This window comes from Chitinophaga sp. 9-1-y, assembly GCF_059511905.2.
Map to the genome: position 1 here is coordinate 3,288,618 of NZ_CM197955.1, position 14,499 is coordinate 3,303,116.

Annotated in this window: 11 protein-coding genes; 4 read left to right on the forward strand and 7 right to left on the reverse strand. The window is 45.6% G+C overall.

Translation table 11 applies throughout. The features are described from left to right. The first annotated feature begins 14 nt into the window (after positions 1 to 14). Entirely contained in the window at positions 15 to 3,398 is a 3,384-nt protein-coding gene (locus tag AC5ZC7_RS12965) for a SusC/RagA family TonB-linked outer membrane protein (protein WP_496161731.1), read from the forward strand. 176 nt (positions 3,399 to 3,574) lie between these two features. On the opposite strand, the gene AC5ZC7_RS12970 is transcribed toward AC5ZC7_RS12965, so the two are convergent. Next, positions 3,575 to 4,504, reverse strand: a complete 930-nt coding sequence (locus tag AC5ZC7_RS12970) for an aspartate carbamoyltransferase catalytic subunit (RefSeq protein ID WP_496161732.1) — start codon at positions 4,502 to 4,504, stop codon at positions 3,575 to 3,577. A 51-nt stretch (positions 4,505 to 4,555) separates the two neighbouring features. After that, complete coding sequence (gene pyrR, locus AC5ZC7_RS12975) at positions 4,556 to 5,086, reverse strand: bifunctional pyr operon transcriptional regulator/uracil phosphoribosyltransferase PyrR (RefSeq protein WP_496161733.1); 531 nt, start codon at positions 5,084 to 5,086, stop codon at positions 4,556 to 4,558. Between the two features lie 237 nt (positions 5,087 to 5,323). Here pyrR and AC5ZC7_RS12980 point away from each other — a divergent pair, with 237 nt between their 5' ends. Then, positions 5,324 to 5,815 (forward strand): redoxin domain-containing protein, encoded by a 492-nt coding sequence (locus AC5ZC7_RS12980; protein ID WP_496161734.1) that lies wholly within the window; start codon positions 5,324 to 5,326, stop codon positions 5,813 to 5,815. 106 nt (positions 5,816 to 5,921) lie between these two features. On the opposite strand, the gene AC5ZC7_RS12985 is transcribed toward AC5ZC7_RS12980, so the two are convergent. The 3 genes from AC5ZC7_RS12985 to prfB form a co-directional block, all read right to left on the reverse strand. Beyond that, positions 5,922 to 6,305, reverse strand: a complete 384-nt coding sequence (locus AC5ZC7_RS12985) for a hypothetical protein (RefSeq protein ID WP_496161735.1) — start codon at positions 6,303 to 6,305, stop codon at positions 5,922 to 5,924. 79 nt (positions 6,306 to 6,384) lie between these two features. After that, positions 6,385 to 8,016: an L-glutamate gamma-semialdehyde dehydrogenase gene (gene pruA, locus AC5ZC7_RS12990; protein WP_496161736.1), complete on the reverse strand. Its 1,632-nt coding sequence runs from the start codon at positions 8,014 to 8,016 to the stop codon at positions 6,385 to 6,387. Between the two features lie 160 nt (positions 8,017 to 8,176). After that, positions 8,177 to 9,272 (reverse strand): peptide chain release factor 2 gene (prfB, locus tag AC5ZC7_RS12995; protein ID WP_496161737.1). Its coding sequence is split into 2 segments (ribosomal slippage): positions 8,177 to 9,211 and positions 9,213 to 9,272, totalling 1,095 coding nucleotides; the frame shifts between segments, so codons are not numbered across the junction. A gap of 201 nt (positions 9,273 to 9,473) precedes the next feature. On the opposite strand from prfB, the gene AC5ZC7_RS13000 reads away from it, so the two are divergent. Both AC5ZC7_RS13000 and pgi read left to right on the forward strand, forming a co-directional pair. Further along, the gene (locus AC5ZC7_RS13000; RefSeq protein ID WP_511911599.1) at positions 9,474 to 10,211 is read left to right on the forward strand and encodes a TspO-related membrane protein; all 738 of its coding nucleotides are present in this window, start codon (positions 9,474 to 9,476) and stop codon (positions 10,209 to 10,211) included. A 44-nt stretch (positions 10,212 to 10,255) separates the two neighbouring features. Continuing rightward, on the forward strand, positions 10,256 to 11,911 hold the full coding sequence (gene pgi, locus AC5ZC7_RS13005; RefSeq protein ID WP_496161739.1) for a glucose-6-phosphate isomerase: 1,656 nt from the start codon (positions 10,256 to 10,258) through the stop codon (positions 11,909 to 11,911). Positions 11,912 to 12,078: 167 nt separating this feature from the next. Here the strand turns inward: pgi and AC5ZC7_RS13010 are convergent, their stop codons facing one another. Both AC5ZC7_RS13010 and AC5ZC7_RS13015 read right to left on the reverse strand, forming a co-directional pair. Continuing rightward, complete coding sequence (locus tag AC5ZC7_RS13010; protein ID WP_496161740.1) at positions 12,079 to 12,513, reverse strand: DUF3276 family protein; 435 nt, start codon at positions 12,511 to 12,513, stop codon at positions 12,079 to 12,081. Between the two features lie 157 nt (positions 12,514 to 12,670). Further along, positions 12,671 to 14,467 carry an ABC transporter transmembrane domain-containing protein gene (locus AC5ZC7_RS13015; protein WP_496161741.1) on the reverse strand — a complete coding sequence of 599 codons (1,797 nt, stop codon included), beginning with the start codon at positions 14,465 to 14,467 and terminating at the stop codon, positions 12,671 to 12,673. Positions 14,468 to 14,499 lie beyond the last annotated feature (32 nt).

Here is a 14,499-nt window from a genome sequence, read left to right on the forward strand (position 1 = left end):
CTGACTTTTTGCTTATGCAGCATTTATTGCTACAGGCGCGTTGCTCCAATACCAGGTTTGGGGGCGTGCCTGATTTTATTTTCATTGTTATCCTGGTATTGGCCAATGCTGTTGCTATGGCCCAAAATCCTATTGCCCCACCTAAACGAATTACCCTGCAGGTCAGCAATGCCAGTCTGAAAACAGTGATCCGGGAAATAGAAAAACAAACAAAATATACTTTCGCCATTTCATCTGAAGAGCTGGAAAGCCGCCATGGAGTTAGTTTACATGTACATAATGCCAGGCTTTCGGAAGTACTTCCCAATATCTTTCCTCCCACTAAGTATAAAGTAGAAATAAAAGACGGGCAAATCATCGTCATCCCGCTCAGTGCTATTATACCAGCTACAACACCTGCGCCCAATAAAAATACCGACAACAACAAATGGAGTATTACCGGTATGGTCACAGACGGTATACAGCCGCTCAGTGGCGTATCTATCCGAGAAAAAGGCAGTACCAACGGCACTGCCACCGCAGAAAACGGGACATTTAAGCTGGACCTGGCCAATGCACAGGCTACCCTGCAGGTATCGCTCATTGGATACGAAACCAAAGAGGTTTATGTACGGGAACGAAAAAATATTGCTGTCATACTGGAGCCGGATCTGCGTAAACTTAATGAACTGGTGGTATTGGGATATGGTTTGCAGAAACGCGCCAACATTACCGGCGCTATTGCCCAGGTGGATGGTGTCCGGCTGAGAAGCCGGCCCGTAGCCAATGTAATGGCTGCATTACAAGGTACCGCTACCGGCCTGGTGGTAACCCGCAGCAACGGGCAACCCGGCCGCGAAGGATTTAATATACAGGTAAGGGGTGGCAGTTCTGCTTCCGGTAATACACCTGTTATTGTAGATGGCGTACCCGGTTCCCTGGCAGTCCTCAACCCGGATGACATTGAATCCGTGTCTATTCTCAAAGATGCTTCCGCGGCATCTATCTATGGCGCCCGCGGCGCCGGTGGTGTAGTACTGGTAACCACGCGCACAGGTAAGCCCGGCAAACTGAGAGTAGATTTTAATACCCTCGCTGGTTTCGAAACACCCATTCGTTTACCCAACCGGGTACCTTCCTGGAAAGCGGCCACCATGCAAAATGAGGCGGCAGTCAATGCCGGCGAAACAGCTCCCTGGGATCCGGCAGAAATAGCCCTGATGCAGTCGGGCAACCACTACGCAATCGACTATCAACGTCCGGACTACTATAAATACTATTACAATTTTGATCCGATACGGGTGCTTACCAAAAGCAAAACAGGTATCCAGAATTACAATGTATCTGTGAAAGGCGGTGACAGCACCAACCAGTTTTCTGCGTCCTTCGGGTATTTCGGGCGACAAGGGCTTTTTGCTGTAGGCCCTGATAAAACACACCGGGTGAATGCGCGGGTGAACATGAACAACCGGCTTAGCAAACATTTGAGCCTGGAAACCCGCCTATCATATGCCCAAACCAATACCTTCTCCCCCTCCCAGGCCGTGGAAGGCCCCAAAGGCTTACTGGCCGGGCTTTACAGAGGCCCCGGAAATGTACCGGTATATGTACCAGGTACTGATCATTATGCATATGGTGCCACACCTGCCTATGCTATCCTGGAGAATGGTGGTGTACGGGAAGAAAAAAATAATTATGCAGATGCCGTGTTTACCTTGCGTATCGATAGCATCGTGAAAGGTCTTACTCTACGGGCGGTATATAGTCCGCAACAACACACGCTGCAGGACAACCTGGGAAGAAATACCCTCGCCCTGTGGAATCGTGTTGATACAGCAGCCCTGATCCAACCGGATAACTTCCTGCAGCAAAGCAAGCTGGTCGCCAAAGGTGGTAACCTGCAACTATTGGCAGATTATGATCTGAAGATAGAGAAACACAATATTCACCTGCTGGGAGGCTACACACAGGAAACCTATAACACCACGCAAAATACCGCGTCTTCCTATAATGTGCCGGCAGCTGATATAAACCATGACCGGTTCTCTAACGTTCCCGAATATACGCAGTTGTTGGCCGCGTCTGGTTCTCTGCAATCTATCTTTGGTAAACTAAATTACAACTACGACAATCGTTACCTGTTGGAGGCCAACCTGATTGGTGCCCGGCTAACGCAATACAGCACTTCGTTTCCCGGTGGCACACAGTGGCAGGCTTTTCCTTCTTTCTCTGCCGGATGGCGTTTGAATAATGAAACCTGGTTTAACAACGCCCTGCCGTTTTTTAACGACTTTAAGCTGCGCTGGTCCTGGGGGCGATTGGGAAATGTAAACAGCTGGAACAGCATCCCTAATGATGAGCGGCTACAAACTTTTACTTTTGATAACACCCAGCATTTACTGCCATTTGTTTATAAGAACCCGGTGATACAGGCCCATGGCTGGGAAAATATTTCCACCTATAACTATGGATGGGATGCCACACTTTTCCGTGGACGGCTTACAATCGCCGCTGATTATTTTGTTAAGCGAAACCGGGATATGCAAATTCCCGTATTAACATCTTCCACCCTTGGCGCGTGGCCGATTGATTTCCACCGCGGAGAAATGAAAACCTGGGGCTGGGAAATCAATGCCGGCTGGCGGGATGATCGCGGACCTTTCACCTGGTATATCAACGCCAACCTGTTCAACAGTCAGAACAAAGTGCTGCGCAACGACAACGTAGCGCCACAGGCAGGCTGGAACCAGGGTATTGCGGGATATCCCTACTCCTCCTTATTTGGGCACCAGGCAGAGGGCTATTTCCAGACTACCGATGAAGTATCACAACATGCCTATCAACACGCACAAACAGGGCCCGGCGATCTTCGTTACAAAGACATCAACGGTGATCATAAAATCGATAATGCCGACCTGGTATACCTGGGCAGCACGGATCCGCAATTCTCATATGGTATAGATGCCGGCCTGGCCTGGAAAGGATTTGATTTCTCTGTGTTCTTCCAGGGCGTGGCTCAACGTAAGGTGATGCCAGATCCACGCTATAACCTGCCATTTACCAGCGCCTGGCAGCAACCCTGGGATATCAACCAGGATTACTGGACGCCAACGCATCCGGATGCCCTGTTTCCAAGATTATACCTAAACGATCAGCAGAACACCGTTCCTTCTTCACACTGGGTGATGAACGGGGCTTACATCCGGTTAAAGAATCTGCAGCTAGGATATACACTACCTCGTCACTGGTTGCAAAAAATGAAGATCAACAGTTTGCGCATTTATTTCTCGGGGCAGGATTTATGGGAAAGCACTAAAATGAAAATAAAATATTATGATCCTGAACAGGCGGGTGGATATAACGGGAACGTATATCCGTTTTTCCGTTCCTACACATTGGGCTTGGGGATGAGCTTCTAGCGCGGATTTTAGTCTTGTTCAGGATTAAACTGATTAGACTGATTTTTATTTTTGATTAATAAGATTAAAAAAATAAAGGGAAGATGTAAGCATGATTGGCTTATATCTTCCCTTTATCTTTTTTCATCTTTATAAAAAATCAGTCTAATCAGTTTAATCCTGAACAAGACAAAATCCTATTCCGATTTCTTTCCTGCCAGTAAGTACAGTGCTGCCATACGAACGGCCACTCCATTTTCTACCTGCTCGAGGATGATGGACTGACCGGAATCAGCCACATCAGAATTTATTTCTACCCCGCGGTTAATGGGTCCGGGGTGCATAATCACGATTTCTTTATTCAGGCTATCCAGCAGCTGACGGTTTACGCCGTAGGCCAGGGAGTATTCCCGGAGGGAAGAGAATAAAGGGGTGTTTTGCCTTTCCAGCTGAATCCGCAATACATTGGCTACGTCGCACCATTGCAGTGCTTCCCGGATATCATAGCTCACATTCACACCAAGTGCAGCGGCCATATATTTAGGAATCAGCGTAGGCGGTCCTACTACGGTTACTTCGGCGCCCAGTTTTTTAAGACAGTAAATATTGGAGAGGGCTACCCTGGAGTGCATGATATCCCCGCAGATGGCTACTTTTTTACCTTCTACGCTACCCAGTCTTTCGCGGATAGAGAAAGCATCCAGTAATGCCTGCGTGGGGTGCTCATTGATACCATCGCCCGCATTCAGGATAGGCACGTTGATGTGCTTGGCCAGGAAGTGCGGTGCACCGCTGGCCGAGTGGCGCATCACCACCATATCCACTTTCATGGACAGGATGTTGTTCACCGTGTCAATCAGCGTTTCTCCCTTGGATACGGAAGAGCCGGAGGCAGAAAAGTTAACGGTATCTGCACCCAGCCGCTTTTCCGCTAACTCAAAGGAGATGCGTGTGCGGGTAGAATTCTCAAAAAATAAATTAACAATAGTTGTATCGCGCAGCGTAGGAACCTTTTTAATAGGCCTTTGTAAAACCTCCTTAAACTGGTCGGCTGTTTGAAAAATAAGCTCTATATCCTGGCGCTGCAGATCGCGAATTCCGAGTAAGTGTTTTACAGAAAGTGACATTAATGTGCAAATATAAAGGGTGAAATCTGAATTCTGAAATCCGGATTCATATTAGTCAATTAGAATTACTTCGTCATTACCGTCTCTTTCGTTCCATAACACCCTTACTTTCTGGGAAATGAGGGCGTCTATGGTCCGTCCGGTATAGTCGGGCTGAATAGGTAGCTGTCTGCTGAATCGTCTGTCGATCAGCGTAAGCAGCTCTACCGAAGCAGGCCGGCCGAAATCCATCATTGCATCCAGCGCAGACCGAATAGTGCGTCCTGTATACAATACGTCATCTATCAACACTACCTTTTTATTTTCTATAGAAAAATCAATGCTTGTTTCACTGGGTACATGCAACGTTTTGCTTTGATTAAAGTCGTCCCGGTAAAAGGTAATATCCAGTTTACCATAGTCAATATGTGCGCCTGGTACCAATTTCAACAAGGTCTGATGAATTCTGCCGGATAAATAAATCCCCCTGGGTTGCAATCCAATCAGTACCGTTTGTTCAAACTGTAAATGATTTTCTATCAACTGGTGACAAAGCCTGTCTATTGTGATAGCCATCTGCTTGCCGTTTAGTATGGTTTTCAAAACACAACGTTTTAGGTGCCAAAAATAATGATTAAATGCAACAGATAAAAAGCTGATTGTGAGAAATGCCTGATTAACAATCTAATATTTCATTTTGATGCCCATTTTATCATCGTTTAACAGCATGTACAAATTGTAATTTATACTAATAGGGCAAAACGACATTTAGCCGGGCTAATCTTTGTAACTTAGCTGTATCAATATTTTAATATGCAACTTCTTAAGTCAATTATAGCTATGGCCGCTTTCTTCCAACTCTGGGGTACTAATGCAGATGCCCAAATTAAAACAGGCGATAAAATACCCGCTTTTTCGCTACAGGATCAAAATGGAAAAACCTTTGATATCACTACTGTTTTAGGGAAGCAACCCCTGGTGATTTATTTTTATCCAAAAGATGAAACCAGTGTATGTACCAAGGAGGCTTGTTCTTTCCGTGACTCGTTCCAGGATTTCCAGCAATATGGCGCCATGGTGATTGGTATCAGTTCGGACAATGTAGCGTCGCATAAGAGCTTTGCCACGCATCACCACCTTCCCTTTACGCTGTTGAGCGACCCGAAAAATGAAGTACGCAAATTATTTGGTGTGCCTAAAACCTTTGTGATACCTGGTCGTGTTACCTATATCGTTGATAAGAGAGGTATTGTAGTACATGAGTTTAACTCCCTTCGTGATGGAGAGAAACATGTAACAGAGGCACTGGCGGCGCTGAAGAAAATGCAGTGATTATTTCGTTGAATCTTGTTGTTGCGCGATTTACCTGGTGAGATGATTCACCGGGTAGTGAAAGTATGGTCTGGAAAGAGCTGTTTAGCTGTTGTATTGGGTTATACTATATACCTCTTAAATCTCTAAAGGAATTAATTTCTTCTTTCAGGGCAAATAACTGTATCCCCCATATTAATCCTCTTACCAGTGCAAAGGCTACCAGGGCCAGGGAAAAGGATACCTGCATAAAGCTGCCTTCTTCGCGGTTGGTGAGTGTTATCACACGGATGAGGAATACCAGTGCTACTGCGAGGAAAATGCCGGCTTTAACACCGGTAGTACGCATCTGTTTACTGAAATACTGGTTAAACCCTTTCACGGCGGCAATGCTGGCTTCCGGCTGAGTGACACCGGCTGCGATGAGTCGTTGTTCCAGGTCGGCTACCCGGCGTTGTTTATGATGTTCTGAGAAGTAAGTCTGAATAATCTCTCCCTGCATAGTTTCCATGATACTGAAATGAGGCTGCAAGTTACAAAAAAGGCGATGGATATAAATCCACCGCCTACATATAAATCATGAACATTTACTAAGCTTCCTTCAGGAACGGGTACCGGTAGTCGGTAGCTGGTACAAAAGTTTCTTTGATACTTCTTGCACTCAACCAGCGATAGAGGTTCAGCATAGAGCCTGCTTTATCGTTGGTACCGGAGGCGCGGGCACCGCCAAATGGCTGCTGGCCTACCACTGCACCGGTTGGTTTGTCGTTGATATAGAAGTTACCTGCACTGTTTACCAGTTTGCGGGTAGCCAGTTCCACTGCATAACGGTCCTGTGCAATCACGGCGCCGGTTAACGCGTATTCGGAAGTGGTATCTACTACCTGCATGATTTCTTCGAACTTATCGGCTTCGTATACATGAATCGTCAGTACTGGTCCGAAGATTTCCTCGCACATGGTTACATACTTAGGATCGGTTGTTTCAATTACGGTAGGTTCAATGAAATAACCTTCTGCTTTGCTGTAGTTACCTCCTGCAATGATTTTTGCGGAAGGATCACTCTTCGCATTATCGATGTACTGCGCAATTTTATCGAAAGAGCGTTCATCGATTACCGCGTTGATGAAGTTGCTGAAATCTTCTGTGGTACCCATTTTCATGGTTTTCAGTTCAGCAATTAATTTTGATTTTATATCGTCAGCAAGATTGTTTGGTATGTATGCGCGGGAGGCAGCAGAACATTTCTGGCCCTGGTATTCGAAAGCGCCACGTGCTAAGGCAGTAACAGCAATATCTACATCGGCTGATTTGTGAATGAGCACGAAGTCTTTACCACCGGTTTCACCTACGATGCGTGGGTATGTTTTGTATTTGTGAATGTTTTCACCGATTGTCTTCCACATGGTCTGGAATACGCCGGTGGAGCCGGTGAAATGTATACCTGCGAAGTGAGGATCTGCGAAGCAGATATCGCCGATCAACGGGCCGCCTGCATATACCAGGTTGATAACACCGGCTGGCAATCCTGCTTCTATCAGCACTTTCATGATAATCTGAGCGGCAAATACTTGTGTATTAGCGGGTTTCCATACTACTACGTTACCACACATAGCTGCGGAAGTAGGCAGGTTACCGGCAATAGCGGTGAAGTTAAAAGGTGTTACTGCGAGTACGAAACCTTCCAGTGGGCGGTATTCTACGCGGTTGTGGATACCAGGCGCACATACCGGCTGCTGGCGATAAATTTCGCTCAGGAAGTGTACATTATAGCGGAGGAAGTCGATCAGTTCACAAGCACTGTCTATTTCAGCCTGGTAAGCATTTTTGCTTTGGCCGAGCATGGTAGCGGCGTTGATATGATAGCGGTATTTGGTAGCGAGGAGTTCAGCGGCGCGTAAGAAGATGCCGGCGCGTTGCTCCCAATCCATATTGGCCCATTTTTCACGGGCATCCAAAGCGGCTTTGATAGCGGCTTTTACGTGGGTGGCGTCTCCCACATGGAAATGACCTAATTTGTGTTTGATTTCGTGCGGAGGGCGCAGATCTACCGTTTTACCGGTACGGATTTCTTCACCGCCGATGTACATAGGTATATCAGCTACTTCTCCCTTAAATGCGGCTAATTGTTTCTTAAGGGCAATTCTCTCAGCGGAACCCGGCGCATAAGACAACACAGGCTCATTTGCTGGCGCTGCGTACTCAAAGTATCCTGTATTCATTGTAACCTGATTTTATATTTGTTTATTTGGTCATTTATAGACGGGGTGAAAATACCCGGACTGTAAACAACCAAATAAACAAATGACTACGTGTTTTGTTTCCGCAGCAAAATTAATGGTTACAAAGCCTACTGGCTTAATAATAATTAGTAGATCCTTATTAATTATTGTCCTCTTCTTTCTGCATCATGAGGTATGCCTTGATAAATCCGTTCAGATCGCCGTCCATTACAGGCCCTACGTTACCTACTTCAAAATCGGTACGGTGGTCTTTGATCATTTTATACGGATGGAATACGTATGATCTGATCTGTGAGCCCCATTCGATTTTTCGTTTGTTGGCGTTGGCTGCATTTTTCAGCTCTTCCCGCTTGCGGATTTCTTCTTCATACAAACGCGACTTTAACATGGTGAGCGCCTTTTCGCGGTTCTCTCCCTGTGTACGCGCCTGCTGGCATTCGATAATGATACCGGAAGGGATGTGCTTTAATCGCACGGCAGTTTCCACCTTGTTTACGTTCTGTCCACCTTTACCACCGGAACGATAGAATTCCCATTCCAGGTCTGCAGGGTTTACAGCAATCTCGATAGTATTGTCTACTAACGGATATACATATACGGAGGCGAAAGAGGTATGCCGGCGGGCATTGGAATCAAATGGTGAAATACGTACCAGTCGGTGTACCCCGCTTTCTGCCTTGAGGTGACCATAAGCAAAGTCGCCATCAAACTCGAGTGTAGCGGATTTTATCCCGGCACCATCCCCATATTGTGTATCAATTTCTGATACTTTCCAACCTTGTTTCTCTCCATACATGCGGTACATACGCAGCAGCATTTCAGCCCAATCCTGGCTTTCCGTGCCGCCTGCACCGGAGTTAATGGTGAGTACTGCAGGCATTTCGTCTTCCGGCTGGTTCAAAGTAGATTTAAACTCCAGGTCGTCCAATGCCACTACTGCAGCACCATACGCCTGTTCTACTTCTTCCTCGGAAGCTTCTCCTTCTTTGAAAAAATCGTTCAGTACCGCACTATCATCGATAGCGGCGTTTACCTGATCGTAAAGGTCAACCCAATATTTGTTTACCTTAATTTCCTTCAGAATCGAAGTCGCTCTGACGTTGTCGTCCCAGAAACCGGGCGCCAGGCTTAGTTGTTTGTCGTTTTCTATTTTAGCTAATCGGTCAGGTACGTTAAAGAAAACCTCCCAGGACATATAAACGGTCCCTCATAGCTTTAAGTTGCTCAGCTGTCATAGCTGGCAAATGTATGTAAAAATACAGATATCTGCTAATGTCGGATAAGTTTGTTTTAGTTGTCCATTTTAGCATAATATTTGCGCAATAACGCGGTAACCATGTCGCTAATATTATAAAAAGTTCATATTCATTATGGTCAGCCATGAAACCCTCCACTTTAAGAACAAATCTGTCTTTAATACGCTTGGTTACGTGCTTATGTTAACAGTCAATGTACTGGCTATTGCACTTCCCATCAACGGTAAAACTACTGCCCAGATTTCGGAGGAATATCCCAATCTTTTTGCACCGGCACATTTTACATTTTTGATCTGGGGGCTGATCTATGTTTCTCTTGGCGCATTCATCATTTACCAGCTCTGGCTGGCCTTTTCCAATAAGCATCCGGAAGCCTTATCACAGCTCATGCAAAAAATGAAAGAATGGTTTCTTATTTCTTCCGTTGCCAACGCCTGCTGGCTCTTTGCCTGGCATTACCACCTGATTCCGGTTAGTGTAGTCATCATGTTTATGCTGCTCCTTTCCCTGGTGATTATTCAGCTGAACTTTCGCATAGGCGTGGCACCGGCTACGTTACCTGAAAGATGGTTCATTCACTTTCCTTTCAGTCTTTACCTGGGCTGGCTCACTATTGCTACCATGGCCAACCTCACCACCCTGCTGGTATACGCCGGATGGGAGGGCAACCTGCATACACAAATCCGCTGGACCATTGCTATGATTGGACTGGGCACCCTGTTCAGCATGGCTATGGTATTGTTGCGCAACAATATCGTATACGCGCTTGTTAGTGTATGGGCCTTCTATGGCATCCTGGTGAAAAGAAAAGCGGCAGACATACTGGAAGAGAATGCCATTGTACAGAGTTGCATTATTGCCATTGGCCTTATTGCCATCACAATTTCCTGGCAATTCTACAGGAAGCAGAAATCCTGACACTAAAAGATTATTTTTGACGCGCATTTAATATATATACTACTATGTTTCCATCTACCAATCCAACTACCACCAAATCGTGGGATGCTTTAAAGAAACACGCTGAAGAAATGAAAAAGGTACATATGCGTGCCTTGTTTATGGAGAATAAAGAACGCTTTAGTCAATTCTCACTGCAGTTTGAAGACATCCTTTTCGATTATTCCAAGAATATTATTACTGAAGATACCCGTACCCTGCTGTTAGGGCTGGCCAACGAATGTGGGGTACCCGCCGCTATCAAAGCGATGTTTGGTGCAGAGAAAATCAATGTCACCGAAAACCGTGCAGTGCTGCATACCGCTTTACGCAATACCTCCAACAAACCAGTGATGCTGGATGGCCGCGATGTAATGCCGGATGTGAAGGCGGTACTGAACAAAATGGATCACATCTGCCGGCAGATCCATTCCGGCGAATGGAAAGGATATACGGGTAAGCCTATACGTTATATCGTGAACATCGGTATCGGTGGTTCTGACCTGGGTCCGGTAATGGTAACGGAAGCGCTGAAACCTTACTGGAAGCCTAACATCCAGACCTATTTCGTTTCCAACGTAGACGGCACACACATTGCCGAAACGCTGAAAAAAATAACACCCGATGAAACCCTGTTCCTGATTGCCTCCAAAACCTTTACCACGCAGGAAACCATGACCAATGCACATACCGCGCGCAGCTGGTTCCTGGAACATGCAGGAGATGAAAAATTCATTGCCAAACATTTTGCGGCGTTGTCTACCAATGAAAAAGCCGTGACGGCTTTTGGTATCGACCCTAAAAATATGTTTGAGTTCTGGGACTGGGTAGGCGGCCGTTACTCCTTATGGTCTGCTATCGGTTTGTCTATTGCGCTGACTATTGGCTTCGACAACTTCACTGAATTGCTGGAAGGCGCGCATGTGGTAGACAATCACTTTTCCGAAACACCGCTGGAACAAAACATTCCGGCTATTATGGCGCTCGTGGGTTTATGGTATGGTAACTTCTTTGGCAGCGCTACAGAAGCGATTCTTCCGTACGACCAATACATGCACCGTTTTGCGGCTTACTTCCAGCAAGGTAATATGGAAAGTAATGGTAAAACGGCAGATCGTACAGGCCATAACGTTAGTTATGAAACCGGTCCGATTGTATGGGGTGAACCAGGTACTAACGGGCAACATGCTTTCTATCAACTCATTCACCAGGGCACGCGCCTGATCCCCTGCGATTTTATCGCACCAGCTATCAGTCATAACCCGATCGGTGATCATCATGTAAAGCTGTTGTCAAATTTCTTTGCGCAAACAGAAGCGCTGATGAATGGTAAAACAGAAGCGGAAGTACGTGCTGAATTAGAGAAATCCGGCGCCTCTGCAGAAGAACTGGCGAAGATTGTACCATCGAAAATATTCAGCGGTAATCGTCCTACCAACTCCTTCCTGCTGAAGAAAATTACGCCTCGTTCACTTGGCTCACTGATAGCCCTATACGAACATAAGATCTTCGTACAGGGAGTGATCTGGAACATCTATAGCTTTGACCAATGGGGCGTAGAACTGGGTAAACAACTGGCCAGCAAAATATTGCCGGAGCTGGAAAACAACGAGGTGGTACTGAACCACGATGCCAGCACCAATGGATTAATCAATGCCTGGAAAGCTATGCGGACAGCATAAGGCAGAAAGCTGAAAGCAGAAAGCAAAAAGCTATTGAGGCGAATGATCAAAGCGTATTAATAATCGCAATGGTCATTCGCCTCAATAGCTTTCTGCTCCAACAAAAAACCCCCGGAGAAATCCGGGGGTTGACAATTATTTTAAGTAAAAAAATTAAGTAAAAAATCTTACCATTTGTCTACCTCATCTGAGCTATGTGAAGCTGGCGCAGCTACTGACGCCTCTACAGGAACAGCTTCAACTGCAGCTGGAGTGCGTACTTCCGCACCTTCTGCATCTGCTTCGTCCTGTTCTTCCTGCACATAATCATGGTTGTACGCATCAAAGTCGAAATCGGGCATCAATTCTGTTTTAACATAGTTGATGGTTTCGGTTAGTGCGTTCAGGAACTTGTTGAAGTCTTCCTTGTACAGGAATACTTTGTGCCTGTCATAACCGTTGTCATTAAAACGTTTCTTACTTTCTGTTATAGTAAGAAAATAGTCGTTTCCCCGAGTGGTCTTTACATCAAAGAAGTACGTCCTTCTTTTGCCCGCTTTCAATCGTTTAGAAAAGATGCTATCATTGTTTCTTTCCTGTTGATTGTTGTTTTCGTACGCCACAGTTGATAGATTTAAGTGTTAACGAATCAAATCCTGTTACAATAAGAGACAAATATACTATTGTTTTACAAATATCAAAATATTTTTAAATGATTTTGAAAAATCATAAAACCAGCGTGTAACCGGCCTCCGTAGGGGATATACAAGCACATGATTGTTACTCTGTTACACTTTCTTCTTCACCAGATTGCTGCCGCGCATACAATTCTGCGTAGTAACCATTCAATGACAATAAATCGCTATGCGTACCTTGTTCTACTATCTTTCCTTCATCCAATACGATGATTTTATCGAATTCAAATAACGCAAAAATGCGATGGGTAATGATGATGGCTGTTTTGTTTTTCAGATAGGCATACAGGTTGCCGATAATTTCCTTCTCGGTCCGGGCATCTACGGCAGACAGGCAGTCGTCGAAAATGAGGATGTCCGGGTTCTTGATCAACGCCCTGGCAATGGAAATACGTTGCTTCTGCCCGCCACTGAGTGTTACCCCCCGCTCTCCTATTTCCGTATCGAATCCTTCATTAAAGCCCAGGATATCTTTTTCTACAGATGCTTGTCTGGCGGCAGCTTGCACTACCTGTATGCTGGCGGAAGGATCACCAAAACGAATGTTATTGGCAATGCTGTCGGAAAACAGGAACACATCCTGTGGTACATAACTGATCTGGCTGCGCAAGCTGGACAGTTCCAGTTGCCGCACATCCAGGTCGTCTACCATCACTTTACCTTTCTGCGGATCGTACATCCGTATGAGCAGCTGTGCCAGCGTACTCTTCCCGGAACCCGTGCGACCAATGACGGCCACCTTTTGCCCCGGAGCAATGTGCAGGTTAAAGTTGCTGATAGCGGTAATACCTGTATGCGGATAGGTGAAGGTTACATTCTCCAGTTGCACACCTCCCTGCAATTTCGCCGCTTTAGCGCCAGGCAGGTTTTTGATAGTAGGCTCCAGCTGCAGAAATTCGTTTATGCGTTGCTGTGAGGCGGCCGCCCGCTGTATCATAGAGGCCACCATACCAATAGAGAAAAATGGAAACATGAGCATGTTCACATAAATCACAAACTCCGCCAGGTTACCTACGGTAATGTTACCGTGAATCACCTGTATACCACCAATGAAGATGGTGAGTATTACACTCAGGCCTATCATCAACGCCATGGTAGGCTGAAACAAGGCATCCGTTTTCGCCAGGCTGATAGAGCTTTGCTTATATGCCTCACTGGCTTCTTCAAAATGTTTGGCGCTGGCATCTTCCTGGATATAGGATTTTATTACGCGGATACCACTATAAGATTCCTGCGCAATGGAAGTAATATTAGACAACTGCGATTGTATTCTTTCACTTTTACGATGAATAATACGGTTCACATAATAAATCGTTAATGCCAGGAAAGGCAACGGCGATAAAGTATACAGCGTGAGCAAAGGATTCACCTGCAACATCAGGTATACAATAATCACCACGAGGAACAACGTACGCGACGCATACATAATAGCAGGTCCTACGTACATGCGTACCCGTGATACGTCTTCTGTGATACGGCTCATAAGGTCACCGGTACGGTGCATCTTGAAGAAGTTCAGGTCCAGCTTCTGATAGTGCTGATATACTTCATTTTTCAGGTCGTATTCAATATGGCGGCTCATTACAATCAGTGTTTGTCTTTGCAGAAAAAGAAAGAATCCACTGAGGAGAGCAAAGATTAAAATGCTCACGCCATAGAATGCGAGTACATGTGTAAAATCCGCCCGGAAGAAGCTTTTCAGCGAAGTATCACTGAGCTGCCGGTATTCATCGATGTTATGAGACAGCAGGTCAAATATCTGCCTGACCATAATGGGTTGAAAAACGCTGAATACAATAGATATTGCGGTAAACAACAATCCCAGGATCAGTCGCCATTTATTAGAGAGAAAATATTTATTAAGTGCGGCAAGGTGTTTCAATGGTCGTCAATTTGCTAACAAAAATAAGGGAT